The organism is Bradyrhizobium guangxiense (genome assembly GCF_004114915.1).
GTDB classification, from domain to species: Bacteria; Pseudomonadota; Alphaproteobacteria; order Rhizobiales; family Xanthobacteraceae; genus Bradyrhizobium; species Bradyrhizobium guangxiense.
In genome coordinates this window covers 2,429,170-2,452,899 of sequence record NZ_CP022219.1, presented here as the reverse complement: position 1 = coordinate 2,452,899, position 23,730 = coordinate 2,429,170, and the positions used below count along the sequence as shown (strand labels likewise).

The 23,730-nt window shown below is 64.9% G+C and carries 28 protein-coding genes; 7 read left to right on the top strand and 21 right to left on the bottom strand.

Features of this window, described 5'->3' with window-relative positions; genetic code table 11:
- Positions 1–23: 23 nt before the first annotated feature.
- The gene (locus tag X268_RS11440; protein WP_128925049.1) at positions 24–782 is read left to right on the top strand and encodes a GntR family transcriptional regulator; all 759 of its coding nucleotides are present in this window, start codon (positions 24–26) and stop codon (positions 780–782) included.
- On the opposite strand, the gene X268_RS11435 is transcribed toward X268_RS11440, so the two are convergent.
- Positions 779–1,195: a nuclear transport factor 2-like protein gene (locus X268_RS11435; RefSeq protein WP_128925048.1), complete on the bottom strand. Its 417-nt coding sequence runs from the start codon at positions 1,193–1,195 to the stop codon at positions 779–781. The genes X268_RS11440 and X268_RS11435 overlap by 4 nt on opposite strands.
- A 146-nt stretch (positions 1,196–1,341) precedes the next feature.
- Here X268_RS11435 and X268_RS11430 point away from each other — a divergent pair, with 146 nt between their 5' ends.
- Positions 1,342–2,583, top strand: a complete 1,242-nt coding sequence (locus X268_RS11430) for an amidohydrolase family protein (protein WP_128925047.1) — start codon at positions 1,342–1,344, stop codon at positions 2,581–2,583.
- A 206-nt stretch (positions 2,584–2,789) separates the two neighbouring features.
- Entirely contained in the window at positions 2,790–3,110 is a 321-nt protein-coding gene (locus X268_RS11425) for a hypothetical protein (protein ID WP_128925046.1), read from the top strand.
- Positions 3,111–3,126: 16 nt separating this feature from the next.
- Here the strand turns inward: X268_RS11425 and X268_RS11420 are convergent, their stop codons facing one another.
- The 6 genes from X268_RS11420 to X268_RS11395 are packed head-to-tail and all read right to left on the bottom strand — an operon-like array spanning position 3,127 to position 7,998.
- A complete protein-coding gene (locus tag X268_RS11420) occupies positions 3,127–4,041 on the bottom strand; it encodes an NAD(P)-dependent oxidoreductase (protein WP_128925045.1) in 915 nt (304 codons plus the stop codon).
- Positions 4,041–4,910, bottom strand: coding sequence for a substrate-binding domain-containing protein (locus X268_RS11415; RefSeq protein ID WP_128925044.1), 870 nt, complete (start codon positions 4,908–4,910; stop codon positions 4,041–4,043). Before X268_RS11415 ends, X268_RS11420 begins: the two co-directional genes overlap by 1 nt.
- 14 nt (positions 4,911–4,924) lie before the next feature.
- On the bottom strand, positions 4,925–5,608 hold the full coding sequence (locus X268_RS11410; RefSeq protein WP_128925043.1) for a 4-carboxy-4-hydroxy-2-oxoadipate aldolase/oxaloacetate decarboxylase: 684 nt from the start codon (positions 5,606–5,608) through the stop codon (positions 4,925–4,927).
- Complete coding sequence (locus X268_RS11405) at positions 5,605–6,318, bottom strand: PIG-L deacetylase family protein (RefSeq protein ID WP_128925042.1); 714 nt, start codon at positions 6,316–6,318, stop codon at positions 5,605–5,607. Before X268_RS11405 ends, X268_RS11410 begins: the two co-directional genes overlap by 4 nt.
- Before the next feature lie 52 nt (positions 6,319–6,370).
- Positions 6,371–7,255, bottom strand: a complete 885-nt coding sequence (locus tag X268_RS11400) for an amidohydrolase family protein (RefSeq protein ID WP_128929222.1) — start codon at positions 7,253–7,255, stop codon at positions 6,371–6,373.
- Positions 7,256–7,287: 32 nt separating this feature from the next.
- Positions 7,288–7,998, bottom strand: coding sequence for a TetR/AcrR family transcriptional regulator (locus X268_RS11395; RefSeq protein WP_128925041.1), 711 nt, complete (start codon positions 7,996–7,998; stop codon positions 7,288–7,290).
- A 122-nt stretch (positions 7,999–8,120) separates the two neighbouring features.
- Here X268_RS11395 and X268_RS11390 point away from each other — a divergent pair, with 122 nt between their 5' ends.
- Positions 8,121–9,098, top strand: coding sequence for a tripartite tricarboxylate transporter substrate binding protein (locus tag X268_RS11390; protein WP_128925040.1), 978 nt, complete (start codon positions 8,121–8,123; stop codon positions 9,096–9,098).
- 137 nt (positions 9,099–9,235) lie between these two features.
- Entirely contained in the window at positions 9,236–10,159 is a 924-nt protein-coding gene (locus X268_RS11385; RefSeq protein ID WP_128925039.1) for a PepSY-associated TM helix domain-containing protein, read from the top strand.
- A gap of 12 nt (positions 10,160–10,171) precedes the next feature.
- Here X268_RS11385 and X268_RS11380 read toward each other — a convergent pair whose 3' ends face one another.
- On the bottom strand, positions 10,172–11,314 hold the full coding sequence (locus tag X268_RS11380; protein WP_128929221.1) for a mechanosensitive ion channel family protein: 1,143 nt from the start codon (positions 11,312–11,314) through the stop codon (positions 10,172–10,174).
- Between the two features lie 126 nt (positions 11,315–11,440).
- Here X268_RS11380 and X268_RS11375 point away from each other — a divergent pair, with 126 nt between their 5' ends.
- On the top strand, positions 11,441–12,691 hold the full coding sequence (locus X268_RS11375) for a DUF763 domain-containing protein (protein WP_128925038.1): 1,251 nt from the start codon (positions 11,441–11,443) through the stop codon (positions 12,689–12,691).
- 36 nt (positions 12,692–12,727) lie between these two features.
- On the opposite strand, the gene X268_RS11370 is transcribed toward X268_RS11375, so the two are convergent.
- The 7 genes from X268_RS11370 to X268_RS11340 all read right to left on the bottom strand — a co-directional run bounded on the left by X268_RS11370 (position 12,728) and on the right by X268_RS11340 (position 16,377).
- A complete protein-coding gene (locus X268_RS11370) occupies positions 12,728–12,970 on the bottom strand; it encodes a hypothetical protein (RefSeq protein ID WP_128925037.1) in 243 nt (80 codons plus the stop codon).
- A 27-nt stretch (positions 12,971–12,997) separates the two neighbouring features.
- Positions 12,998–13,261 carry a hypothetical protein gene (locus X268_RS11365; protein ID WP_128925036.1) on the bottom strand — a complete coding sequence of 88 codons (264 nt, stop codon included), beginning with the start codon at positions 13,259–13,261 and terminating at the stop codon, positions 12,998–13,000.
- Between the two features lie 15 nt (positions 13,262–13,276).
- Positions 13,277–13,477, bottom strand: a complete 201-nt coding sequence (locus tag X268_RS11360) for a hypothetical protein (RefSeq protein ID WP_128925035.1) — start codon at positions 13,475–13,477, stop codon at positions 13,277–13,279.
- 14 nt (positions 13,478–13,491) lie between these two features.
- A complete protein-coding gene (locus X268_RS11355; RefSeq protein ID WP_128925034.1) occupies positions 13,492–13,677 on the bottom strand; it encodes a hypothetical protein in 186 nt (61 codons plus the stop codon).
- A 147-nt stretch (positions 13,678–13,824) separates the two neighbouring features.
- Positions 13,825–15,096: a cytochrome P450 gene (locus X268_RS11350; protein ID WP_128925033.1), complete on the bottom strand. Its 1,272-nt coding sequence runs from the start codon at positions 15,094–15,096 to the stop codon at positions 13,825–13,827.
- Between the two features lie 77 nt (positions 15,097–15,173).
- Positions 15,174–15,497 (bottom strand): hypothetical protein, encoded by a 324-nt coding sequence (locus tag X268_RS11345; protein WP_128925032.1) that lies wholly within the window; start codon positions 15,495–15,497, stop codon positions 15,174–15,176.
- Positions 15,498–15,603: 106 nt separating this feature from the next.
- Entirely contained in the window at positions 15,604–16,377 is a 774-nt protein-coding gene (locus X268_RS11340; protein ID WP_128925031.1) for a ferredoxin--NADP reductase, read from the bottom strand.
- 158 nt (positions 16,378–16,535) lie between these two features.
- On the opposite strand from X268_RS11340, the gene X268_RS11335 reads away from it, so the two are divergent.
- A complete protein-coding gene (locus X268_RS11335; protein WP_128925030.1) occupies positions 16,536–17,732 on the top strand; it encodes an amidohydrolase family protein in 1,197 nt (398 codons plus the stop codon).
- A gap of 112 nt (positions 17,733–17,844) precedes the next feature.
- On the opposite strand, the gene X268_RS11330 is transcribed toward X268_RS11335, so the two are convergent.
- The 6 genes from X268_RS11330 to X268_RS11305 all read right to left on the bottom strand — a co-directional run bounded on the left by X268_RS11330 (position 17,845) and on the right by X268_RS11305 (position 23,729).
- Positions 17,845–18,300 (bottom strand): MarR family winged helix-turn-helix transcriptional regulator, encoded by a 456-nt coding sequence (locus X268_RS11330; RefSeq protein ID WP_128925029.1) that lies wholly within the window; start codon positions 18,298–18,300, stop codon positions 17,845–17,847.
- A gap of 26 nt (positions 18,301–18,326) precedes the next feature.
- Complete coding sequence (locus X268_RS11325) at positions 18,327–19,031, bottom strand: ABC transporter ATP-binding protein (protein WP_128925028.1); 705 nt, start codon at positions 19,029–19,031, stop codon at positions 18,327–18,329.
- Entirely contained in the window at positions 19,028–19,819 is a 792-nt protein-coding gene (locus tag X268_RS11320; protein WP_128925027.1) for an ABC transporter ATP-binding protein, read from the bottom strand. Before X268_RS11320 ends, X268_RS11325 begins: the two co-directional genes overlap by 4 nt.
- Entirely contained in the window at positions 19,816–21,705 is a 1,890-nt protein-coding gene (locus X268_RS11315; RefSeq protein WP_128925026.1) for an ABC transporter permease, read from the bottom strand. Before X268_RS11315 ends, X268_RS11320 begins: the two co-directional genes overlap by 4 nt.
- A 156-nt stretch (positions 21,706–21,861) precedes the next feature.
- On the bottom strand, positions 21,862–23,064 hold the full coding sequence (locus X268_RS11310; protein ID WP_128925025.1) for an ABC transporter substrate-binding protein: 1,203 nt from the start codon (positions 23,062–23,064) through the stop codon (positions 21,862–21,864).
- An 80-nt stretch (positions 23,065–23,144) separates the two neighbouring features.
- Positions 23,145–23,729, bottom strand: a complete 585-nt coding sequence (locus X268_RS11305) for an amino acid synthesis family protein (protein ID WP_128925024.1) — start codon at positions 23,727–23,729, stop codon at positions 23,145–23,147.
- Position 23,730 lies beyond the last annotated feature (1 nt).

Here is a 23,730-nt window from a genome sequence, read left to right as displayed (position 1 = left end):
GATCTTTCCTGAAGGATTCGCCGATGGCGGCGCGCCTAAGCAGCAAGACTTCTGAATCGTCAGACAAGGTCAGCGTGATCTGCCGCGCGCTGCGGCGCGCGATCATCGAGCAGGCGCTGGAGCCCGGCGCAAAGCTGCCCGAGGACGCGCTCGGCGAGCGCTTCGGCGTCAGCCGCACCATCGCCCGCCACGCGCTGGGGCAACTCGCCGCCGAAGGTCTGGTCGAGCTGCGCCGCAACCGCATCGCGGTGGTGGCGACGCCGAGCTGGCAGGAGGCGCGCGATGCTTTCGACATCCGCATCGAGCTCGAGCGCCTGGTCGTGCGCCAGCTCGCCGGCAAGCTGACCAAGGCTCAGATCGCCGAGCTGAACGCCCATGTCGATGCCGAGGATCGCGCCCGTGGCGGCACGGACGCGGTCTCGATCCGGCTCGCGACCGAATTCCACATCTTGCTCGCGCACATGACGAACAGCCCGATCCTGGTGCGCTATGTCAGCGAAGTGGCCTATCGCTGCTGCCTGACCCTGTCACTCTACAGCCGGCCACATTCGACCGAGTGCGCCATCAACGAGCATCGCGCCATCATTGCCGCGCTTGCCAAGGGCGACGCGGCCAAGGTGATGGAGTTGATGCACCATCACCTGGATTCCGTGGCCAATCGTGCACTCGTGGCCCCCGCTCCGCAACGCGGCCGGGACTTGCTCGATATCTTGGCGCCCTACGCCGACGAAGAGGCCGGCCATCGCGTGGTCAAGCTGCCCAAGGTGGCGCGGAAAGGCTAGGCCTCGATGCCGCGCCGTACGAGGATGCGCTCGGCGCTGTCGTTCCAGACGTCCATCTTCACGATCTGGCCGTCTTTGACGACGAAGCGATCGACATAGCGATTGCCTTCGAACGGCGTGCCGTCCATCCACTCGCCATAGAGCGTGCCGACACTGTAGACCACGGTTTCGTCCTTGCCGGGACAGACATCGAACCGGTCCATCTTCTTCTTGACCCAGCGATAGCGCCTGGCGTTGAAGCCGGTCGGCCCGCGCGGATGATCGAACTCGCGTCCGCCGGTGAACGTGATCACCGTGCCCGGCTTCATATAGGCCGCGGCCGCATCGGGATCTGGTATCATCGAGGCGGTGAGATACGCTTCGACAATCTCGGCGTCGGCCATCGGACGTTCGGCTGTTGCGGGGGCGGACATCTGGTTCTCCGGGATGCCGGCATTCTACAATTCACGTGCTAAAGTGCATGCACATTTTTTGAACAATGTCGCGATACAACTGCACACAATCTGGAGCTGCCTGCTGCGCGAGCTTCGGCTAGGCTGCCACAGCTGAATTCGATGCCATGACCACCCGAGCCGCCTTCGACCTGATCTTCCGTAACGCGCTGTTGCGATCATCCGCTGCACCCGTCGACATCGGCGTGAAGGATGGTCGCGTCGCCGCCATCGAGCCAAAGCTCACCTGCGAGGCGGTCGAGATCGACCTCGGCGGGCAACTCGCCCTGCCCGGCTTCGTCGACACCCACATCCATCTCGACAAGGCCTGCCTGCTCGACCGCTGCGGGCACAATCACGGCAGCGTCTCGGAAGCGATCCGCGCCGTCGCGGGGATGAAGAAGGATTTTACGGTCGAGGACGTCTACGCGCGCGGCGCGCGGGTGCTCGAGCGCGCCATCGTGAACGGCACGACGCGGATGCGTACGCATGTCGAGATCGACCCCCGCATCGGTTTGCGTGGCTTCGAGGCCGTCACGGCGCTGAAACGCGACTACGCCTGGGCGATCGACCTGTCGCTCTGCGTCTTCCCGCAGGAGGGCCTCACCAACGACCCCGGCAGCGACGAGCTGCTGGTTCAAGCGCTGCGCGACGGCGGCGACGCAATCGGCGGCTGCCCCTATATGGACACCGACCCGAATGCGCATCTCGCGCGCATCTTCGATCTCGCGGAGGACTTCGACGTCGACGTCGACCTTCATCTGGATTTCGATCTCGATCCCTCCTGGTGGCATCTCGATGAGGTCTGCCGGCAAACCGAGCGGCGAAACTATGGCGGACGGGTCGCGATCGGCCATGCGACGAAACTTTCGGCCCTGCCGCCGGAGCGGATGAAGGCGGCCACCGCGCAACTGGCAAGAGCCGGCGTCGCCGTCACGGTGCTGCCCGCGACCGATCTCTATCTGATGGGGCGCGAGGCCAGCCACAACGCGCCGCGCGGGCTGACCCTTGCCCACAAGCTCGCGCGCGACGGCGTCGTGTGCTCGGTCGCGACCAACAATGTGCTCAATCCCTTCACGCCGTTCGGTGATGCATCGCTGCTGCGGATGGCGAACTTCTACGCCAACGTCGCGCACGCCGCGGTGAGCGATTTCGACATCTGCCTCGACCTCGTGACCGACCAGCCGGCGCGGCTGATGAACCTTAGCGATTACGGCATCAAGCTCGGCAACCCCGCCGATCTCGTCGTGCTCGACACGAGGGATAGCCGCTTTGCCATCGCCGAGCTGCCTGATGTCGTGATGGGTTTCAAGAGTGGCCGGCAGACGTTTGTCCGGCAGCGGCCCGTTCTGTTCCGGCCCGGGAGCTGAACCGGGTTCGGTGGGACGTCCAGCGGTAAAATCGTCGGGACACGCAGCTGATGACCGAGCCGTTTCGCGCTGATTTCACAGCCGATTCTTGCCTGAAACCGAGCCGGTAGAATCCCGGACCGTAGCTGCGCGCATTGCACAAGAGGCCATCAGGATCATATCAAGGGACGCTCTGAACCATCCGGGTTCAGTGGGAAAGCACGTATATGTTCAACGCCTTCAGTAGCATCGATGACCGCTCCATTCGCGCCAACACGCCTGCGGAAACGGCCGTCAAGCGATTGAACGGAATCGGCGAAGTGTTGTCGGGCCTCGATATCGCGGCGATCCATACACAGGACGACATGACGCGCGCGCTCTGGACGCTCGATACCGCCGACAAATGCATCCGCATGATCCTCGCCGAGTTCCGCACCGCGCCCGCCAAGGAGCAGGTCGTACGCAAGGCCAAGAGCCTGGTCGATGCGATCGAACTCGCCCGCGACGAAATCTCGAACTATCGCGACGGCAGCAAGGTCTTGAGCTGAACAGCGATGTTCGGCGTCAGCGCCTGATCTTCGCCAATATCCGGTCGGCCTCGGTCCGCCAATCAGCGCTGCGGGCGAACTCCTTCGTGCCCCTGGCGCCAAACAATCCTTCATCGGCGAGATCTGCGACCCAGGCCTGCCGCTCGGCGGTGCCCTGCGCCGACCATGGCGTCAGCCCCGCCTCGCGCACGGTCTCGGCGACCTCACGTACTTCCTCGGCCCGCCGGCGACCGTGCTCGATCACGCGCTGGAAGAAATAGGCGCCCTGCTTCTCCCAGTCGATGGCGGGGAACGTCTCTGTGAGCGAGGCCAGCACCGCGTCTTCGACCCCATAGGCGCGAGCGGTCGTGAAACTCTCGATGACCATGGCCTCGAGACCCTTGATCATGATGCTGCGGCACATCTTCACCGCCGAGGACACACCTAACTTGTCGCTGGCGACCTTCGCGGCAAAGCCGATCGCGTTCAGCAGCGGCTCCAGCTCCCTCGCGCCGGAACCGCCGAGCAGCAGCGGCACCTTGATGCGATAAGGTGGCACCGAGGTCATCACCGCGCCCTCGACATAGCGACCGCCTCCACCATCGATCAGTGCCGCCGCGCGTTGCTTGGCGCCGGGAGAGGCCGAATTGAAATCCAGGAACCAGGTGCCCTGGTTGATCGCCGCCGCGCAGGCCTTCGCCACCGGCACGGCCTGGCTGGCGGTGACGGCGGAGATGACGAAATCGCATTTCGCGGTCAGCTCCGCGTGAGAGGCGGCAAGCGCCACACCGAATCTTGCCGCGTGCTCCTTCAGAGAAGCGCCCTGCTCGCTTCCGAGCTTGATGTCATAGGCGGAGACCTTGATATCCTGCTGGCGCAAATCCTCGGCCAGGATCCGGCCGACCTCGCCATAACCGACCAGCCCGATCTGCCATCGCTTCGGATCCGCCATCAATTCAATCCTCGCGTCGTCTCGTCGAACAGCTCCTCGACCGCATAGCGGCGCGGAATCAGCGCCTGCTGGAACACATAGTCGATGATCAGCTCGAGTGGCTTCCGGTTGGCCTCGACACCGAACGGAACCAAATCGGGCGTTGCCACAGGCCCCATCTGCTCCTTGTTCCGCTTGAGCAGATCATAGACGCCCGCGACCACGTCGGGGCGCGATCTCGCAAGCTGCTCGGTCACGACCACGAGATGATTGACCGGCACGACGCCGCGCTTGGCGTACCATCTGGCGGCTTCCACAGCCGGATCGGGAAACAGAGGCGAGAGCCTGGGATTGTCGGAGGTCTCGCCAAGCACGGCGTCGAGCTCGCCGTCGAGCAGCATCTGCAGGACCTTCTTGTCCTTCGGAGCGCGTTCGGTGGTGTCGACATATTCGGCCACGTGCGGGTCCTCGAAGGTGATCCAGTGGATCTTGTCGAGGCTCACGCCGTAGTCGTTGGCGAGGATGCCCCTGATCCAGGCGCCGGTCGTCGTCGTGAACGAGCGGATGCCGACGCGCTTGCCTTCGAGGTCGGATGGACCGAGCGTTCCCCGGGCGGGATTGTAGAGGGCATAAGAATGCTGGAAACGGCCGAGCATGGTCGCCGGCAACAGCACCAGCGGCTTGCCATGCGCCTTCGCCATCAGATAGGTGACGATCGCCATCTCGCAGACGTCGAAGGCCTGCTCCCGCACCATCGGCTTTAACGCGGGGTTGGTCGGCGTGTACTCGATGAAGTCCAGCTCAAGAAGATCGGAGCGCAGCGTGCCGCCCTTCACCGCCTGGACGTGGGGGTGACTGCCGAGCACGGCCTTCAGCTTGAGACGATCCATCCGCCCGCTCCGCCTCAGACGTCCTCGGGATTGTCGACATAGACGAGCCCGGCCTTCGCCAGCGCCTCGCGCATGTTGTACATGTCGAGACCCAGCTCACCCGAGGCGAGGCGCGTGCGCTTGCCGCCCTCATCCGCGTTGCGCTTCCTCGCCTTCTCGGCAACTTCAGCCGCATAGCGCTTCCCCACCACGACGACGCCATCGTCGTCGGCCACGATGACGTCGCCGGGATCGACATTGACGCCGGCGCAGACCACGGGGACGTTGACCGAACCGAGCGTCGCCTTGACCGTGCCCTTGGCCGAGACCGCGCGCGACCACACCGGAAACTTCATCTCGTGCAGGGCTTTGACGTCGCGGCAGCCGGCATCGATGACCAGCCCCTGCACGCCCCGCGCCTGCAGCGAGGTCGCCAGCAGCTCGCCGAACATGCCGTCGGTATTGTCGGTGGTGCAGCCGACCACGAGGATGTCGCCCTTCCTGCACTGCTCGACCGCGACATGGATCATCCAGTTGTCGCCGGGCTGCGCCAGCACGGTGACGGCAGGACCCGCAATCGCCGCGCCCGACCAGACCGGCCGCAGGTAGGGCTTCATCAGGCCGATGCGCCCATAGGCCTCGTGCACGGTCGAGACGCCGTATTCCGCCATTCCGGCAGGATCGGCACGCTTGATGTTGCGAACGACGACCGGCTTCATGCCAGCTCCTCCGCAACGGTCGGGAACAGGCGCTGATAGGCTTCGCCATAAGTCATGGGCACGCCCGTGTTGCGGCTGCCCTGGATGCCACGGTTCAGCGCAACGCGCTCGTAATAACCCCAGAGGTGCTTCTGTGCGGCCAGGATCTGGAACGCCTCGTACTTCTCTTTCCAGACCTCGTCGATCTTGACGATCGTGTCCGGCTTGTAGTTGCACTGCTCGGGCTGGTGCGGCTCGAACAGGAACACAGGGGGCGCGGAATATTTGTACTGCGCGCCGGGCTTGTGGCCCATCGCCTGCGCGACCACGCGCGTCTCCTGCGCGAAATGCGCCGCATTCGGATGGTCGAAATTATAGGGATCTTCCAGCGCATGCGTCAGCACGAAGCTCGGGTTGAGCTCGCGGTAGATGTCGACCATGCGATCGAAATGCGCCTCGGTGAGCTTCAGGGGATAATCGCCGCAATCGAAGAACTCGATCTCGGCGCCCAAAAGCTTCGCCGCCCGCTCCGCTTCGTCCTTGCGGCCGGCCTTGACCGATTCCAGCGTCGCGCCCTTCTCCTTCCAGGCGAACTGGCTCTCGCCGCGCTCGCCGAAGGACAGGCAGACGATCTTCATGCGATAGCCCTTCTTCGCATGCAGCGCGATGGCACCGCCGGCGCGCCAGACGAAATCGCCGGGATGGGCGGTGACCACGAGACCTGTCTTCATGGGACGAACTCCCCTCTTTCGTTCGTTGACTTTGTATCGATTGCCATCGTTGTCATCGACCGAACTCGAACAGGCGCGCAGGGTTGTCGACGAGAATCTTCTGTTGAAGCTCCGGCTCCGGCGCGAACAGTGGGATCAGATCGACAAGATCGCCGTCGTTCGGCATCACCTTGACGTTGGGGTGCGGCCAGTCGGTGCCCCAGATGACACGGTCGGGCGCGGTCTCGACGATCCTTTGCGCGAACGGCACCGCATCGGTAAACGGCGCGCCAGCGGATGATACGCGCTCCGAACCGCAGATCTTGACCCAGCATTTCTCGTCGCGCTGCATCAGCTCGATCAGGATCTTGAACGGAAGCTGGCCGAGTCCCTCGGACGCCTTCACGCGTCCCATATGGTCGATCGTGTAGCTGAGCGGCAACCTCGCCAGCATGTCGGCATAGTCAGACAGGTCGATCGCATCGAAATGCAGGTCGATATGCCAGCCGAGCGGCGCGACCATGGCAATGACGCGGTCGAACACGCGCTTGTCGGGCACGCCACCAAGATGGCGGACGAAATTGAAGCGGCAGCCGCGGAAGCCGCCCTCGTGCAGCACGACAAGCCCGCGCTCGGTGATGGTATCGTCGATATTGGCGACGGCGCGGTAGGCGCCGTTGCTCTCAGCGATGGCGTCGAGCGCCACCGTGTTGTCGGTGCCGTGCACGCTGGCATTAACGATGACCGCGCGCTCGACACCGAGCTTGGCATGGAGCGCCCTGAAATCCTCGAGCGGCGCATCCGGCGGCGTGTAGGAGCGATCAGGCGCGTAAGGGTATTTCGCGCCCGGCCCGAAGATGTGGCAATGCGCGTCGCAGGACAGTTTCGGCAGCTTGAACTTGGGCGTGCGCGTGTTCGGATCGGGCGGCGGAATGGTCGGCGTGTACATCATCGTCATCAGGTGAACTACCGAAAGCGAGGCCGCTTCTTTCAAGTCTTGCTGCTGACAACCGGCCGCCGCCGCGCCGGCGCGGCATGATCGAGCGGCGGCGCCTGGAACGAGGCGACCGTCGCCTGCACCAGCTGCTCGATGGCATTGGCGGCGTCGCCGCCGTCGGCCTCGCCGCGCGACAGGCGCGTGACGCGGTCCGGCGTCACCAGCGAATAATAGAGCGCGCCGAGCAGGAAGTGGCTGCGCCAGACGATGTCGGTGCGCGGAATCTGCGGCAGGCTTTCATGGATCGCATCGATGAAGGCATGGCTGGGGTCGTCGAAAGTCTGCGCGATGATCTTGCGCGCGACCTCGTTGCCTTCGGCCGACATCACCGCGCGCAGCCGCGTAAAGCGCGCTCCGCCGCCGGCAAGGTCGCTGCCCGAGGTGAAGGCCGGCACCACATAGGCGCGCACGATCGCTTCCAGCCGGTCCTGGAGATCGCGCACGCGCCGCGCGGCCGCGAGCAGTTCCGAACGGCGCAGGTTCATCGGCCCACAATGGCGCCGATAGATCTCGAGCAGCAGACCGTCCTTGGTCTTGAAATGATAGGTCACGCTGCCGGGATTGGCCCCGGCGGCTTGCGCGATGTCGCGCACCGAGACGGCATTGAAGCCGTTGGTGGCGAACAGCTCCTCGGCCGCAGCGAGGATCGCCTCGCGCATGTTCGGCTTGCGGGCCGCTTCCTTGCTGGTGGGCTTGCGTGCCATGTGATTTGTACTATCGTACAAAAGATCAGGTCTCGTCAACAAAAACCACCGGGGCGGCGTCCGAGACCGGGTTGTTGGAGACCGCCGCGGGCGCGCGAATGCCCTCAAGGAGTGCTGGGAATATGCTGGGTTTGAACAAGACGATCGGCGGGCTGGTGCTGGGTGCCGGTCTGCTGATGGGCGCCGCCACGCACGCTGCCGAAAATTATCCGAGCAAGCCGGTCCACATTCTGGTCCCCTATGCCGCCGGCGGCGCGGTCGATGTGCTCGCGCGCACCCTGGGCCAGGCGCTGGCCAAGACCTGGGGCCAGCAGCCGGTCATCGACAATCGTCCCGGCGCAGGCGGCATCGTCGCCTCGCAGGCGCTGACGCAGGCCGCGCCCGATGGGTACACGCTCATTCTCGTCGCGAGCGGCCATCCCCTGAACCAGTTCATCTATTCGAGTGTGCCCTACGACACCTTCAAGGATTTCACGGGCATCACGGAGGTCGCCTCCTCTCCGCTTGCGATCGTCGTGGCCAAGGACAGTCCCTACAGGACGCTCGGCGATCTCCTCGCCGCGGCGAAGAAGGAGCCGGACAAGCTCTCCTACGGCATGTCCGGCAACGGCACTTCGGCCCATCTCGCCGGTGAGCTGCTCAAGCACATGTCCGGCGCCAAGATCGTCGCGATCCCCTACAAGGGGGGCGCGCCGGCGCTGACGGCCGTGATCGCCGGCGAGATCCCGCTCAGCATCAATCCGCTCGCCGAAGCGATCGGCCAGCTCGAGGGCGGCCCGGTGCGCGCGCTCGCCGTGACCTCGGCCGAGCGCTCCAAGGCGCTGCCGAACGTTCCGACGGTCGCGGAAGCCGGCGTAGCCGGCTATGACGTCTCGGTCTGGTGGGGCGTGCTCGGCCCGGCCAAGATGCCGCCCGAGATCGTCGCGAAGCTCGAGACCGACCTGAAGGCGGCGCTGAAGGATCCAGGCGTCCTGTCGACGCTGGACAAGATCGGCGCAACGCCGGTCGGCTCCTCCGCCAAGGACTTTGACGCGTACATGCATGCGGAGGCGACCAAATGGGAGCCGGTGCTGAAGGCGGCCAATATCCGCGCACAGTGAAGGTCTCCAGATGAGGGCGTGCTGCAGCGAACTTTAATTCCGGTTGCTGCAAGTCAACGCAACAACATGGACAAAGCGTCATTTGTGTTTTGCACGGCTGTGCGCGAGCACGGCTGAGAGAACACTGAGGACGACGAATGAACAAGCCCGCCTTGTTGAGACTTCATCGCTGGATCACTCTGGTCTTCGCTCTCCCGCTGTTCGTGATCATCGCCACCGGCCTGATCCTGTCCATCGAGCCCCTCGTGCAAACGAGTGGCATTGGCGGCCCCGCGATCGACCCCGGTCGCGTCATCGAGCTGGTGAAGCGGTACGATCCCGACGGCAAGGCGCGCGGACTCTCCATCAACGCCGGCAGCCGCAGCATCACGCTGCAAGGCAGCAGTGCGTCGGCAATCGATCTTGCAACCGGCGAAGCCGCCTCGCCAGGCTCGACCCTGTCGAATGTCTTCCTCTGGGCGCGATTCACTCATGAACGTCTCATGGGACAGGCCTGGCTGGTGACGGCGTCCACGCTCGCCATGGTGATCATCCTGCTGCTCGGCATCGTCATGGGATTGCCGCGGCTGCGCAACACGCTCTCGGGATGGCACAAGGGAACGGCGTGGTTCACGCTGCCGCTGATCCTGCTCAGCCCGTTGACCGGCCTCTGCATGGCGTTCGGCCTCACCTTTCAGACGGCCCCCGCTTCCAGCGCGGGCGGTCGCCCCCTCGCCCTGCCCGACGCGATCCGCATGGTCGCAGCCTCGCATGAGCTGTCGCATGTGATCTCGATCGGTACGCGCGGCGGCCGCATGATGGCGAGACTTTACGACGGCGGCGAGTTGCGCGCCTACGCCATCACGTCGTCTGAGGTCACGCCGCTACCGCGCAACTGGCCGCGCCTGATCCACGAGGGAAACTGGTCGGCCCTGATCGCCTCGCCGCTCAATGTCGTGACGTCAATCGCACTGCTGACCCTGCTATCGACCGGCCTCCTGATCTGGGCGCGGCGAACGCTGCGCAAGCGGCGACCGCGCGCGGACGGTCCCGCCGGTGTCGCCATGGTCGGCAGCCGCTGATCGCATTGGGCGTCAATTGCGCGCGGCCGCCCGCACCTTCTCCGGTGTGCCGGCGCGCCGCAGGAGATCGGCATCATCGTCGGCCGACGGGATCAGGATCGCGCGATCGCGCGGCAGCGCCTCCGGCATCTCATCGCGAATGAAGGCCACGAGCTTTTCCCTGATCTCGCAGCGCAGGTCCCAGGATTGCGGCGCATTCCGCGCGCTGACCAGCGCCCGCAGCTCGATGGTGCGCGCATCCGCGTCGATCACCTGAAGATTGACCACCGCCCCGTCCCAGAGCTTGGACTGCTTCACCGCCTCTTCCAGCCAGCGCCGGATGCGCGGAACGTCGGCACGATAATCGACATGGAGCGCGATCACGCCGATCAGGGATGCGGTGTCGCGAGTCCAGTTCTGGAACGGCTTTTCGATGAAATAGGACAGCGGCACCACCATGCGGCGCCAGTCCCACAGCCGGATCACGACATAGGTCGAGGCGATGTCCTCGACCCAGCCCCACTCGTTCTCGATGATCACGACGTCCTCGATGCGGATCGGCTGGGGGATCGCGATCTGCAGGCCCGCGATCAGATTGCTCAGCAGCGGCCGCGCGGCAAGACCGACGATGATACCGGCGGCACCTGCAGAGGCGAACAGGCTGACGCCGTACTGCCGCACCGAATCGAACGTCATCAGCGCCGTGGACACCGTGATGATGACGATGATGGTGTCGGTGACGCGCTTGAACACGCGAACCTGCGTCACGTGCTTGCGCGCGACGAAATTCTCGGTGACATCGCGAAAATTCTGCAGGTAGCGCGCCGCGCTCATGTCGACGACCCTGATCGAGATCCAGCCGATCAGGGCGATGACGGCCACGACGAACAGGCGCATCAGCGGCGTTCGGATCGTGTCGTCGAGCGGCGCCAGCGGCAAGACCAAAGGGACGGCCGCCAGACATAGCGCCAGCTGAGCCGGGCCGGACGTGCGCGCGATGAACACGCCGAGCAGCGGAAGACGGGTTCCAAAGGCGCGGTTCAGCAGCCATGTCGCGACCCGGTAGAACGACAGCGCGAGCAGGATCGCGCCGACGACCAGGCTGAGGCCGACAAACCACGACGGTATCCAGCCGAGCATCCTGTCGATCTCGGCCATCAAGGCCTGCCAATGCATCGCCATTCCTCGTTGCCTTGCGGTAGCCCGCACAACGCCTTGCGGACCGGCTTCGCTCCCCCGTCCTCTGCAACGCAGCATTCCGCTGGTGCAACCGTCACCGAACTGGGCTAACTTGAGACACTCATGACTCGACGTAGCGGCAGCGCCGATCTTCCCTTGCACACCGGACGGGTTCCGCCCTGGCTGGCGAGCCGCATGGCCTCGCTCGGGTCAATCGTCACGCAGGCGATCGTGCATCATTACGGCCGCGATGCATTTCTGCAGCGCCTGTCTCATCCGTTCTGGTTCCAGTCGTTCGGCGCCGTGATGGGGATGGATTGGCACTCCTCGGGGATAACGACCTCCGTGATTGGCGCACTGAAGCGCGGGCTTGGGCCGCTTCAGGACGAACTCGGGATTTATGTCTGCGGCGGCCGAGGCCAGCATTCGCGCAAGACACCGGACGAGTTGATGCAGCTCGGCGACCGCGTCGGCTTCGACGGCGCAAAGCTGACCCGCGCCAGCCGCCTGGTGGCGAAGGTCGACAGCGCGGCCGTGCAGGACGGCTTCGACCTCTATCTCCACGGCTTCTTCGTGACCGCCGACGGCAAATGGACGGTGGTGCAGCAGGGCATGAACGGCGACAAGCGGCAGGCACGACGCTATCACTGGCATTCCGAGGCGCTGAAGAGCTTTGTCGATACGCCGCACAGTGCGATCGACGGCCCCCAGCAGGGCGAGATCGTCAATCTCACCGACCATCGCGCCGACGTCTCACGCAGCGCGCAGCTGGATCTGTTGGGCGATCTCGGCCCTGATCGCATCGTCTGCGAGTTCGAACGGCTGGTCGGGACCGCGCCCGAGCCGGCACAGGCCGTGCTGCCGCATCTGATCATGCCCGCGCATCACGACGTCAGGCCGAAGGACGTGTTCGCGCGCCGCCTGCACGGCACGCTGGCGGCCGCAGCCGAGCGTGGGCCCGTCGATTTTCCGGACCTGCTGCTGACGCCGGGCGTCGGCGCCCGCACCGTGCGCTCGCTCGCGATGGTCGCGGAGGTGGTGCACGGTGCGCCCTATCGTTTCAAGGACCCCGCGCGTTTCTCGCTCGCCCATGGCGGCAAGGACCGGCATCCCTATCCCGTTCCGATCAAGGTCTATGACGAGACGATCCGGGTGCTGAAGGGCGCGATCCAGAGCGCGAAGCTCGGGCGCGAGGAAGAAATGCAGGCGATCAGGCGGCTCGACGATCAGGCACGCCGGCTGGAGCGGACCGTGCACGGCCCTTCCGTGGACGCCTACATCGCCGGCGAGCGCGCCGCCTCGCCCGATCTCGACGGCCGCTCCGTGTTCGGCTGGGAGCGCGATCTTTCGCCCACAAAAAAGCGGACCGGCTGAACGCCGGTCCGCAAGTTGGCGGGAGGAACGCCCCTCTCAGGTCTCGTCGGCCTCCGGCTTCTCGTCGAGCCGGTTTGCTGAGTGGTCCTGATATTGTTCGGTCTGGATGGATTTGCCGTCCATGCCACGAATGTCCGAATGCTGTTTCTTGTCGCGGTTGGACAGGACCATGTTGTCGCCGATCATCTCCTTCGGCACGTCGGTCAATCCGCCAGTGCCGTCGCCCTTGCCATGCATGCCCGATCTGAAATGCGTCTTGCTGCCGTGCCCAGCTGGCATCCGTCTCTCCTCTTGCCGTGATCCTCTCTAGTGCTTCTGTTGCGCCGCCGTCGGTTTCGGCGGCTTGTGGCCGCTCTGGCCGGAATCGTTGTGCTTGTTGTGGTCGCTCTCCTGGTTGAGGCCGCCGCGGCTCACCGGAAACTCGCTGTGTCGAGCCTCCGGCCGCGCGCGATGAACGGCGGTATCCTCGATGTTGCGGCCGGAGGCCTGATCGAGCTCCCTCGCATCGGGAACGTCAGGCCTGCGCTCGAGGATGCGCACCTGCTGCTCGTGGGTCTTTTTGCCTTGCATGCTGATCTCCAATCGTCACCTACCGCCGCCCTTGCCAGCCTCATCGTGGGAGTGGTGGGAGTCGTGCTCGCCCCCGCCACCGGAGACGCGGCTGTGGCTGCGCTGCGAATTGTCCGCCGGCGGCTTCTTCACCTCCAGCGGCGCCTTTGCGTTCTCATGTGAAGCGCCTGGTCCGCCCTGGCGGATGCTGTTCGGAGTCTTGGTGGATGTCGACATGGATGTCGTCCTCCTCAGCGATCTTGCTGATAGCCTTGATTGGTCGTGTTCTGCTTGATGTTGCCCTGCTGTCCCTGCTGGTCCGGATTTTGCGCGCGCTGCTGGCCTTGTGGCGTCTGATCAGCGGACATCTGCTTGCGGTCGCCGGTTCCCTTGCGGCTCTGATTTTCCGGCGGAACAGGTGGCATCTTGCTGGTCATGATCTTGTCTCCCGTTCAGGCGACGGTCCGCGACACCGATGGCTGTGGAACCCCTTGCCGCGTCCGATGTGCCTGTGACAACAGCACGAATGGCAGACCGTTCCTGATCGATCAGGACCGACGAAGATTTTCCGAAAGGATGCGCTTTCAGCTCGCCGCGGTGAGGGAACGATCGATGCTCGCCTCACCGCGCGCAATCATCTGTGTTCCACGGCCCTCGGACGTGACGGGAAGCGTCGCGATTGCGCGCAAGCCCGGCCGCTTGCGCCAGTGGATCTCGGTGGGGTCGACGGCCAACGCAAGTTTCGGCCACCGCACAAACAGCGCTTCCAGCGCGCAGGCCGCCTCGATGCGCGCGAGCTGATGGCCGAGGCAGAAATGGATCCCTGTTCCGAACGAGATGTGACGGTTCGGCTTGCGTTCGAGATCGAGCCGCTCGGGACGATCATGCATCGCCGGATCCATGTTTGCGGCGGCGAGCATGACCATGACGCGATCACCCTTCTTGAGGTGCACGCCCTCGACCTCGACGTCCCGCCGCACATAGCGCGGCTTGGAGAACTGCACAGGCGAGACGAAGCGCAGGAATTCTTCGACGGCGAGGCCGACCCGGCTCCAGTCCTGTTCGAGCCAATCGCGCAGGTGGGGATTCCTGAGCAGCTCGTAAGCCGAGCCGCTGATCAGATGCGTGGTGGTCTCCGCCCCCGCCGCAAGCAGCAGAAAGACCATCGAGACCATTTCGTCAGGCGAGATCTGGCCGCCTTCGCGCTCGACCTGGATCAACTCGGCGATCAGCCCCTCGCCGCCCTGCTCGCGCGCGATCTGCAATTGTCGTTCGAGATAGGCGCGCATCTTGCGGAACGCGAACAGCAGGCGGAAAAAGCTGAGGACATTGGTCAGCGAGGACATCTCGTTGGCCCAGGCGATGAATCGCGGACGGTCGGCCGGCGGCAGGCCCAGGAGTTCGGAGATCACCGCGAGCGGCAGGATGCGCGCATAGCGCTGGACGAGATCGGCCGGATTTCCGTTCGCAAAGAGCTCGCCCGCGAGACCGTCGGCGATGGCCCGGATCCGCGGCTCCATCGCGACGATGGCGCGGCGACGAAAGGCCTCGTCCACGATGCCGCGCAGCCTGGTATGGTCAGGCTCGTCCATCGTCAGCATGTTGTTGGCGATGGTCCTGACGTATCTCGGCATCCACCAGCGCAAGCCGGCGACGTCGCCGTCCTCCTTGCGCAACGTGAAGGTCGCGCCGTCCTTCAGGACCTGCGCGGTGGCGTCATGGGTCGTGGTGATCCAGACGTCGCCGATGAGAGGGAAGTGTGTCGCGACCACGGGGCCGGACATGCGCAACGTCGCAATCGCCTTCGGCGGATCGCGAAAGAAGGCCTCGCTGGTGAAATCGAGGCGCACAGTCATGGGATCACCGGACTGATTGCTGGCGTCTCACGCAGATGGTGCGCGGTGTCGCCGGTGCAAGGGGTGCGGCGACGTGTCTATCCGCGTCCCGGCGAACGCTGCCCCGCCTTGCGCTGCTGTTGCGTGTAGGCGTCCCAATGGCTCCAGCTGCCACTACTGAGGCTCTGCAAATCGGTTGCGAGCGGCCGGCGCGTGCGCTTGTCGTGATCGGCGATCACCCGTTCGGACTGCGCGATCTTGCGCTTGAGTTCGGCGACCGCCTTTTGGGTCTGGCCGTTCCGCTTCGACGAGGCGATCTCCCCCATCGTGAAGCGCGCGGTCTCCAACGCCTTCAACTCGGCGCGATTCTTCTTCAACTGAACCCGGTGCCAGGCGATGTTGCTGTCGCTGTCCGCAACCATGTGGGAACTCCGCTGATTCGCTCCCACAGTGTATCAAGCGCCGAATCGGCGCCGCAACGCCCGCCTGGCGGCGGAAATACGGTCTTCTCGGGCAAGAATTGCGCGTTCAGCGCTCGGCAAAGGCCTTTTCGACCACGAACTGGGCCGGCTCACCGTGATTGCCTTCGGCAAAGCCCCGCTCCCCCAGGAGCACGCGGGTGTCCGCCACCAGCGCCGGGCTGCCGCAGATCATGACGCGGTCATGGGCGGCTTCCAGCGCCGGCAGGCCGATATCGGCGAACAGCTTGCCCGAGGTGATGAGGTCGGTGATGCGGCCGCGGTTGCGGAAGGGATCGCGGGTCACGGTCGGGTAGTAGATCAGCTGACCTCGGATGTATTCGCCCAGCAGCTCGTCCTTCGGCAGATGCTCGGTGATCATCTCGCCATAGGCGAGCTCCTTCACATGCCGGCAGCCGTGCAGCAGCACCACCTTCTCGAAGCGCTCGTAGGTCTCGGGGTCCTTGATGACGCTCAGGAACGGCGCCAGACCGGTGCCAGTGCCGATCAGGTAGAGATTGCGCCCCTCCTCGAGATTGTCGATCACGAGAGTGCCGGTGGCCTTGCGGCTGACGATGATCTCGTCGCCTTCCTTCAAGTGCTGCAGGCGTGAGGTCAGCGGGCCGTCCGGCACCTTGATCGAGAAGAACTCCAGCGTGTCCTCGTAATTGGCGCTGGCGACGCTATAGGCCCGCAGCAGCGGCTTCTCGCCGACCTTGAGTCCGATCATGGTGAATTCGCCGTTGCGGAAGCGGAAGGTCGGGCTGCGGGTGGTCTTGAAGGAGAACAGCGTGTCGGTCCAGTGGTGGACGCTCAAAACGCTTTCCTGATTGAAATTGCTCATCTCACCTTCCCTGTCGCGTCATTGCGGTTTTCGAGGCGGTCCAGCTATGCGTCGTTAGTACACGATCATTCGTATACTAATGAATAATCCTGCTTGATCCCGCGGTCAAGGCTGCCCAAGATCGAAAGCCTTGCAGTTAGGAATAAGGAGCCCCTTCCATGGCGCATGACGCCCCCCAGGCCGCCGGACCCTCGAAGCTCGTGATCCGCAATATCGGCCTGATCCTGTCCGGCGCTTTGGAAAAGCCGATCCTGGACGGCGACACCATCGTCGCCGAGAACGGCAAGATCACCGCGATCGGCCGCTTCAAGGACGTCGACATCGAAGGCGCGACCACGATCGTCGATGCCAACGGCACCACGGTCGCGCCGGGCCTGATCGACAGCCACGTCCACCCCGTCGCCGGCGACTGGACGCCGCGCCAGAACCAGATCAACTGGATCGACAGCTATCTCCATGGCGGCGTCACCACCATGATCTCCGCCGGCGAAGTGCACATGCCCGGCCGCCCCCGCGACGTCGTCGGCCTCAAGGCGATGGCGGTGTTCGCCCAGCGCGCGTTCTGGACGCTGCGTCCGGGCGGGGTGAAGGTTCACGCCGGCGCGCCGGTGATCGAATGCGAGATGGTGGAAGAAGACTTCAAGGAGATGGCGGCGAACGGCGTCAAGCTGCTCGGCGAGGTCGGCCTCGGCGGCGTCAAGGACGGCCCGACCGCGCGCAAGATGGTGGGCTGGGCGCGCAAATACGGCATCCAGAGCACGATCCACACCGGCGGCCCCTCGATCCCCGGCTCCGGCCTGATCGACAAGGACGTGGTGCTGGAGGCCGACACCGACGTCATCGGCCACATCAATGGCGGCCACACCGCTCTGCCCGACGACCAAATCCGCTGCATCTGTGAGGGCTGCAAGCGCGGGCTCGAGCTCGTGCACAACGGCAATGAGCGCTCCGCGCTGTTCACGCTGCGCACCGCGCGCGAGATGGGCGATCTGCACCGCGTCATCCTCGGCACCGATGCGCCCGCCGGCTCCGGCGTGCAGCCGCTTGGCATCCTGCGCATGGTCTCGATGCTGTCCTCGCTCGGCGAGCTGCCGGCCGAAATCGCGTTCTGCCTCGCCACCGGCAACACCGCGCGGATGCGCCAGCTCGATTGCGGCCTGATCGAAGTCGGCCGTTCCGCCGATTTCGTCATCATGGACAAGGCGCAGCACTCGCCGGGCAAGAACATCCTGGAGAGCGTGCAGCTCGGCGACCTCCCCGGCATCGGCATGACCATCATCGACGGCATCGTGCGCACCCAGCGCAGCCGCAATACGCCCCCGGCCGGCAAGGTGCCCGAGGTGGTGGCGAAGTGACGGCACTTGCCGTCATTCCGGGGCGCGCGTGAGCGCGAAGCCGGAATCTCGCGCAACGACCTCTGGATTCCGGGTTCACGCGCGATGCGCGTGCCCCGGATGACAGGGCGCATCACCGCAGCTTGTTCAACAACGCCATCAGCATCTCGCGCTCCTTGGCGTCCAGCGGCGCCAGCGTCTCACGGGTGACGGCGAGCGCATTCGGGGCAACCTTCTCCGCAAGCTGCTGACCGGCGCGCGTCAGGCTCACCAGCAGGCGCCGTCCGTCCTCCGGATCCTGGCTGGTCTCGGTCAGCCCCCGCGCCGTCAGGCGGTCGATCACGCCCTTGATGGTCGCGACGTCCATCGCGGTCAGACGCCCGAGCTGGTTCTGCGAGCACGGCCCGGTCTCGGCGAGCTTCGACAGCGCTGCCCATTGCGTCGGCGTCAAGTTGGTGCCGATATCGCGGGCGAAGATCGAGCTGTGGCGCTGCCAGACCTGACGCAGGATGAAGCCGACCTGCTCGTCGAGCACGTAAGCCGGTTTCCCCGGTTTGACGCCTTTCCTGGCCGCAACGCTTCTCGCCATCCGCTCGCCGTCCCTTCCCTTCGCCTTCACAACGACAGATGCGCGTCGCGGATATCAGGACGCGCGTCCAGCTCGACCATGGTGCCGCCAAAGCAGATGCGGCCGCGCTCGATGATGTAGGCGCGATCAGAGATGAGCCGTGCGAAATGCAGATTCTGCTCGGAGACGACGATGCTGACGCCCTCTTTCTTCATGGTCAGGATGGCCTCGACCATTTGCTCCACGATCTTCGGCGACAGGCCTTCCGAGGGCTCGTCGAGCAGCACCAGCGACGGATTGCCCATCAGCGTGCGGGCAATGGTGAGCATCTGCTGCTCGCCACCGCTCATGCGGCCGCCCGGACGGTTCTTCATCTCGCCGAGATTTGGAAACAGCGTGAACAGCTTCTCACGGGTCCAGTGCGGGGCGTTCGGACGCTTCGGCTGGCGGCCAACCTCGAGATTCTCCTCCACCGTCAGGTCGGTGAAGATTCGCCGTTCCTCCGGCACGTAGCCGAGCCCTTCGCGGACGATCTCGTGCGTCGGCCTTGCCGAGACGTCCTTGCCTTCGAACATGATGCGTCCGGTCCGCTGGGCGACGAGACCGACAATCGAACGGAACGTGGTCGACTTGCCGGCACCATTGCGGCCGAGCAGCGCCACCACCTCGCCCTCGCCGACCTCGAAGCCGATGTCGAACAGGATATGCGCCGGGCCGTAATGGCTGTTGAGGCCCTCGACAGTCAGCTTCACAACGATGCTCCCTCGCGATGGCGGGCATCGTAGACAAGGCCTTCGCCGAGATAGACCGCCTGCACCTGCGGATTGCCGCGCACCTCGGCCGGCGTGCCTTCGGCGATCAGCGTGCCGCGGTTGAGCACGATGATGCGGTCGGCATGCTCGAACACAACGTCCATGTCGTGCTCGGTGAAGAGCACGCCGATCGATTTCTCGCGCGCGATTTGCGCGGTGAGCCGCATCAGATCGACCCGCTCGCGCGGCGCCATGCCGGCGGTCGGCTCGTCCATCAGCAACAGCTTCGGCTGGTTGGCGAGCGCGACCGCAAGCTCGAGCCGCTTGAGGTCGCCATAGGCGAGCTCGCCGCAGGGGCGATCGGCATAGCCGCCCATGCCGACCAGCTCGAGCAGCCGGCCGGCCTCGTCGCGGTCGAACTTCGGCGCCGAGCCGAACAGATTGAACAGCTGCTTGCCGTACGAGATCAGCGCGACTTGCACGTTCTCGCGCACGGTCATGGTGGCGAAGGTCGCGGTGATCTGGAAGGTCCGTCCGACGCCCATGCGCCAGATCTCACGCGGCTTCTTGCCGGTGGTCTCCTCACCCGACAAGCGCACATGACCGGAGTCGGGCTTGTTCTGGCCGTTCAGCATGTCGAAGCAGGTGCTCTTGCCCGCGCCGTTCGGCCCGATCAGCGCCAGGATCTCGCCGGCGCGCAGCGAGAACGACACCCCGCGCACGGCGTGGATGCCGCCATAGGATTTGGTCAGGCCTTCGACTGCGAGAAGTGTGGGCGCAACGCTCATTCGGCGGACTCGATCGGCTTTGCAAGCAAGGGGGATCCCGGCGGAGAGGATTTCCGGCGGCGCTGCGCCAGCATTTCCAGCATGCCGACGATGCCCTTGGGAAAGACCACAACGATCAGCACGATGAAGCCGCCGAGCACGAGCTTCGACAGATCGGTCTGGCTGACCAGCCAGATGTTGAGCGCCTTGTAGACGATGGCGCCGATCACCGCGCCGGAGACCGTCTCGACGCCGCCGAGGAGTACCATGACGAGCGCGTCGACCGACAACGAGATGCCGAGATTATCGGGAAAGACGCTGCCCTTGAGGTAGGCGAACAGCGCACCACCGATGCCGGCGGTCGTGCCGGCGATCACGAAGGCCGTCCACTGGATGCGTTTGGCATCGATGCCGATCGCCTCGCTGCGCAGAAGCGAGTCGCGCGTGGCCCTGAGCGCATAGCCGAATGGCGAGAACACCATGGCCCGCAGCGCGATCGTCACCAGCGCCGCAACGCCGAGCGCCAGCCAATAGAAATGCGACGGGCTGGCCGCCCAGCTCGACGGCCACACGCCCAGTATGCCGTTGTCGCCGCCGGTGACGCTCACCCATTGGAAGGCGATCGACCAGACGATTTGAGCGAACGCCAACGTCAGCATCGCGAAGTAGACACCGGAAAGCTGGACCGCGAAGAAGCCGAACACGGCGGCCCCCATGCAGCCGAGCAGCGGACCGAGCAGCAGGCAGACGATCATCGGCAGCCCCGCCATCTTGGCAAGGAAGGCGATGCCATACGCGCCAAGGCCGAAATATGCGGCATGGCCGAACGAGGCGAGCCCGCCGACAGACATCAGGAAGTGCAGGCTGACGGCGAAGATCACGAAGATCGCGATCTCCGAGCCGACGGTCAGCGCGTAATTGCCGGCGAACAGCGGCAGCATCGCCGCGACGATCAGCGCCGCAAGCGCGGCCATCCGCTCGTTGGACGTCAAGGGCCGCCACGGATTGACGGTGAGCCCCGGCGTCTTGCGCGCGGGCGCCTCCGGCTTGCCGAACAGGCCCCAGGGCCGCACGATCAGCACCACCGCCATCACCAGGAAGACCAGGATGATGGAGATCTTCGGGAAGATCAGGATGCCGAAGGCGTTGAGCTCGGAGACCAGCACCGCCGCGACGAAGGCGCCGATGATGCTGCCGAGGCCGCCGATCACGACGACGACGAAGACCTCGACGATGATGCGCAGGTCCATGGCGTGATGCACGGCATCGCGCGGGATCTGGAGCGCCCCGCCGAGCGCGGCGAGGAAGACGCCGACGGCGAACACCGATGTGAACAGCCATTTTTGATTGACGCCCAGGGCTGCGACCATGTCGCGGTCCTGCGTTGCCGCACGCACCAGCACGCCCCAGCGCGTGCGCTGGAACAGCAGCCAGAGAATGCCGAGCACGACCGGTCCGAGCACGATCAGGAATAGATCGTAGCTCGGGATGTTCTGGCCGAAGAAATCGATGGCGCCCTTGAAGCCCGGCGCGCGGCGGCCGACGAGATCGTCAGGCCCCCAGACCAGCACGACGAGATCCTCGACCATCAAGGTCAGGCCGAAGGTCGCGAGCAGCTGGAACAGCTCGGGCGCATGGTAGATGCGCCGGAGCAGCACCATTTCGACGATGACGCCGATCAGCGCCACCGCGAGCGCGGCCAGCACGATGCTGCCCCAGAAGCCGAACGCGCCCGACAGGCGTTCGGTCAGCGTGAAAGCGATATAGGCGCCGATCATGTAGAAGGCGCCATGCGCGAAATTCACGATCCGCGTCACGCCGAAGATGATCGACAGGCCCGAGGCCACCAGGAACAGCGACGCTGCGCTGGCGAGACCGGTCAGAAACTGTACGACATAAAAGGCCATCGGCGGTCCGGGTTCGTTAAGTCTCAGAAATCGTAGGGTGGGTTAGCGAAGCGTAACCCACCGCCTTTTCTCGCGTGGCGCCGAAAGCGGTGGGTTGCGCCCCCCAGATGCGCTTTGCGCATCAGCAGGGCTAACCCACCCTACGGCAGCGAGCCCTCAATCCTTCGGGCGCAGCTTCTCGACTTCGGCATCGCCAGGCAGATAGTCGGAGCCCTTCTTGTAGGACGAGTCCACCATCACGCCCTTGCCGTCCTTCAGCGCGGTCTTGCCGACGAAGGCACCGAGGGTCGACTGGTGGTCGATCTTGCGGAAGGTGATCTCCCCGAACGGCGACGGCACCGAGAGACCTTCTGCCGCCGCGATCAGCTTCTCCGGATCGCTCGTGCCAGCCTTGGCGAGGATCGCAGCCGCCGACTTGATGGTCTGGTAGCCGACGATCGAGCCGAGGCGCGGATAGTCGTTGTACTTGGCCTGATAGGCCTTCAGGAAGGCGTCATGCTCGGGCGTCTTGATCGAGTACCAGGGATAGCCCGTGACGATCCAGCCCTCCGGCGTCTCGTCCTTGAGCGGATCGAGATATTCGGGCTCGCCGGTCAGGAACGAGACGACCTCGCGTCCCTTGAACAGGCCGCGGGTGTTGCCTTCGCGCACGAGCTTGACGAGGTCGGCACCGAAGGTGACGTTGAGGATGGCCTCGGGATTGGCGGCGGCGACGGCCTGCACCACCGGGCCGGCGTCGATCTTGCCTTGCGGCGGCCACTGCTCGTCGACCCACTGGATGTCCGGACGCTTCTCCGACATCAGCTTCTTGAACACCGCGACCGCCGACTGGCCGTATTCATAGTTCGGCGCGATCGTCGCCCAGCGCTTGGCCGGCAGCTTGGCAGCAGCCTCCACCAGCATCGCCGCCTGCATGTAGTTGGAGGGACGCAGGCGGAAGGTGTATTTGTTGCCTTTGGACCACGTGATCGCGTCCGTCAGCGGCTCGGCCGCGAGGAAGAACACCTTCTTCTGGTTGGCGAAGTCGCTGACCGCAAGACCGATATTGGACAGGAACGTGCCCGCGAGCATCGCAACGCCCTCGCTCGAGACGAGCTCATTGGCCGCGGTCTGCGCGTCCGCCGGCTTGCCGCCGTCGTCCTTGGAGATGACGACGAGCTTCTTGCCGTTGATGCCGCCGGCCGCGTTGACCTCCTCGACGGCGAGCTGCCAGCCCTTGCGATAGGGCTCGGTGAAGGCCGGCAGCAGCGAATAGCTGTTGATCTCGCCGATCTTGATGTCTTGCGCCAGAGCCGAATGAGCCATGCCGCCTGCCAGAAGCGCGAAGGCCGCGCCCACAAAATAGTTTCTCGCTCGCATCCCAACCTCCAGTTTTGAACTCTTGACGTCTTCAGCGTGACCTTGTCGGAGAAGCTGTGCCCGCCTCCCCGGCTCAAACCCTATCTCAGACCGTCCTCGCCCTTCACTTCCGCAACCGTGAGCCCGCCGACGCGCGGCAAAGGACGTCCGCTGTCGGTGACGGCGACGGCGACCATGATCTCGTTGGCGCGCGGCGCGTCATTGATCTGAACTTCCATGCCGTCGAAATGGCTGCGCACGAAGGCAGCGTCCTTGTGGCCGAGCGGAATGTCGAGCGTCGTCCCGGGCCCGCTGCGTTTCTTCGACGATGGGATCAGCGCCGCGCCCTTGGTCAGAACCTTGCGCACCGGCGCGCCCATCTTGGGGTGAAGGATCGCGGCGGCGTGTTCCAGCTCGCCGTTCTCGCCGACGGCCGCGGCCTTGCCGTAGCTCTGCGCCTTGGCGCCATCGACGCCGAGCGCAGCCACGGCGCGCTTCGCCAAGAGTTCGCCCAGCTCTTCGCCGATCGCGATCAGCGGCGAGAGATCCTCGACATACCTTCCGGCGAAGGGATTTTCGATCACGGCGATCGCCGCCGCGCGCCGGGTCGGCGGCGAGACCTGGCGGCCCATCTCCATCTGCGTCTCTTCGACGACGGTGACGATCTTGCGGATGATCGCGCTCATG

What these genes read in the sequence shown, in the direction of transcription:
- X268_RS11440 (WP_128925049.1), top strand. Translation starts at nt 24, where the DNA reads ATGGCGGCGCGCCTAAGCAGCAAGACTTCTGAATCGTCAGACAAGGTC.
- X268_RS11385 (WP_128925039.1), top strand. Translation starts at nt 9,236, where the DNA reads ATGAACAAGCCCGCCTTGTTGAGACTTCATCGCTGGATCACTCTGGTC.
- X268_RS11340 (WP_128925031.1), bottom strand. Translation starts at nt 16,377, where the DNA reads ATGAGCAATTTCAATCAGGAAAGCGTTTTGAGCGTCCACCACTGGACC.
- X268_RS11315 (WP_128925026.1), bottom strand. Translation starts at nt 21,705, where the DNA reads ATGGCCTTTTATGTCGTACAGTTTCTGACCGGTCTCGCCAGCGCAGCG.
- X268_RS11380 (WP_128929221.1), bottom strand. Translation starts at nt 11,314, where the DNA reads ATGCATTGGCAGGCCTTGATGGCCGAGATCGACAGGATGCTCGGCTGG.
- X268_RS11345 (WP_128925032.1), bottom strand. Translation starts at nt 15,497, where the DNA reads ATGGTTGCGGACAGCGACAGCAACATCGCCTGGCACCGGGTTCAGTTG.
- X268_RS11395 (WP_128925041.1), bottom strand. Translation starts at nt 7,998, where the DNA reads ATGGCACGCAAGCCCACCAGCAAGGAAGCGGCCCGCAAGCCGAACATG.
- X268_RS11330 (WP_128925029.1), bottom strand. Translation starts at nt 18,300, where the DNA reads ATGGCGAGAAGCGTTGCGGCCAGGAAAGGCGTCAAACCGGGGAAACCG.
- X268_RS11365 (WP_128925036.1), bottom strand. Translation starts at nt 13,261, where the DNA reads ATGCAAGGCAAAAAGACCCACGAGCAGCAGGTGCGCATCCTCGAGCGC.
- X268_RS11405 (WP_128925042.1), bottom strand. Translation starts at nt 6,318, where the DNA reads ATGAAGACAGGTCTCGTGGTCACCGCCCATCCCGGCGATTTCGTCTGG.
- X268_RS11410 (WP_128925043.1), bottom strand. Translation starts at nt 5,608, where the DNA reads ATGAAGCCGGTCGTCGTTCGCAACATCAAGCGTGCCGATCCTGCCGGA.
- X268_RS11425 (WP_128925046.1), top strand. Translation starts at nt 2,790, where the DNA reads ATGTTCAACGCCTTCAGTAGCATCGATGACCGCTCCATTCGCGCCAAC.
- X268_RS11305 (WP_128925024.1), bottom strand. Translation starts at nt 23,729, where the DNA reads ATGAGCGCGATCATCCGCAAGATCGTCACCGTCGTCGAAGAGACGCAG.
- X268_RS11375 (WP_128925038.1), top strand. Translation starts at nt 11,441, where the DNA reads ATGACTCGACGTAGCGGCAGCGCCGATCTTCCCTTGCACACCGGACGG.
- X268_RS11420 (WP_128925045.1), bottom strand. Translation starts at nt 4,041, where the DNA reads ATGGCGGATCCGAAGCGATGGCAGATCGGGCTGGTCGGTTATGGCGAG.
- X268_RS11370 (WP_128925037.1), bottom strand. Translation starts at nt 12,970, where the DNA reads ATGCCAGCTGGGCACGGCAGCAAGACGCATTTCAGATCGGGCATGCAT.
- X268_RS11320 (WP_128925027.1), bottom strand. Translation starts at nt 19,819, where the DNA reads ATGAGCGTTGCGCCCACACTTCTCGCAGTCGAAGGCCTGACCAAATCC.
- X268_RS11360 (WP_128925035.1), bottom strand. Translation starts at nt 13,477, where the DNA reads ATGTCGACATCCACCAAGACTCCGAACAGCATCCGCCAGGGCGGACCA.
- X268_RS11390 (WP_128925040.1), top strand. Translation starts at nt 8,121, where the DNA reads ATGCTGGGTTTGAACAAGACGATCGGCGGGCTGGTGCTGGGTGCCGGT.
- X268_RS11430 (WP_128925047.1), top strand. Translation starts at nt 1,342, where the DNA reads ATGACCACCCGAGCCGCCTTCGACCTGATCTTCCGTAACGCGCTGTTG.
- X268_RS11350 (WP_128925033.1), bottom strand. Translation starts at nt 15,096, where the DNA reads ATGACTGTGCGCCTCGATTTCACCAGCGAGGCCTTCTTTCGCGATCCG.
- X268_RS11310 (WP_128925025.1), bottom strand. Translation starts at nt 23,064, where the DNA reads ATGCGAGCGAGAAACTATTTTGTGGGCGCGGCCTTCGCGCTTCTGGCA.
- X268_RS11335 (WP_128925030.1), top strand. Translation starts at nt 16,536, where the DNA reads ATGGCGCATGACGCCCCCCAGGCCGCCGGACCCTCGAAGCTCGTGATC.
- X268_RS11355 (WP_128925034.1), bottom strand. Translation starts at nt 13,677, where the DNA reads ATGACCAGCAAGATGCCACCTGTTCCGCCGGAAAATCAGAGCCGCAAG.
- X268_RS11400 (WP_128929222.1), bottom strand. Translation starts at nt 7,255, where the DNA reads ATGACGATGATGTACACGCCGACCATTCCGCCGCCCGATCCGAACACG.
- X268_RS11435 (WP_128925048.1), bottom strand. Translation starts at nt 1,195, where the DNA reads ATGTCCGCCCCCGCAACAGCCGAACGTCCGATGGCCGACGCCGAGATT.
- X268_RS11415 (WP_128925044.1), bottom strand. Translation starts at nt 4,910, where the DNA reads ATGGATCGTCTCAAGCTGAAGGCCGTGCTCGGCAGTCACCCCCACGTC.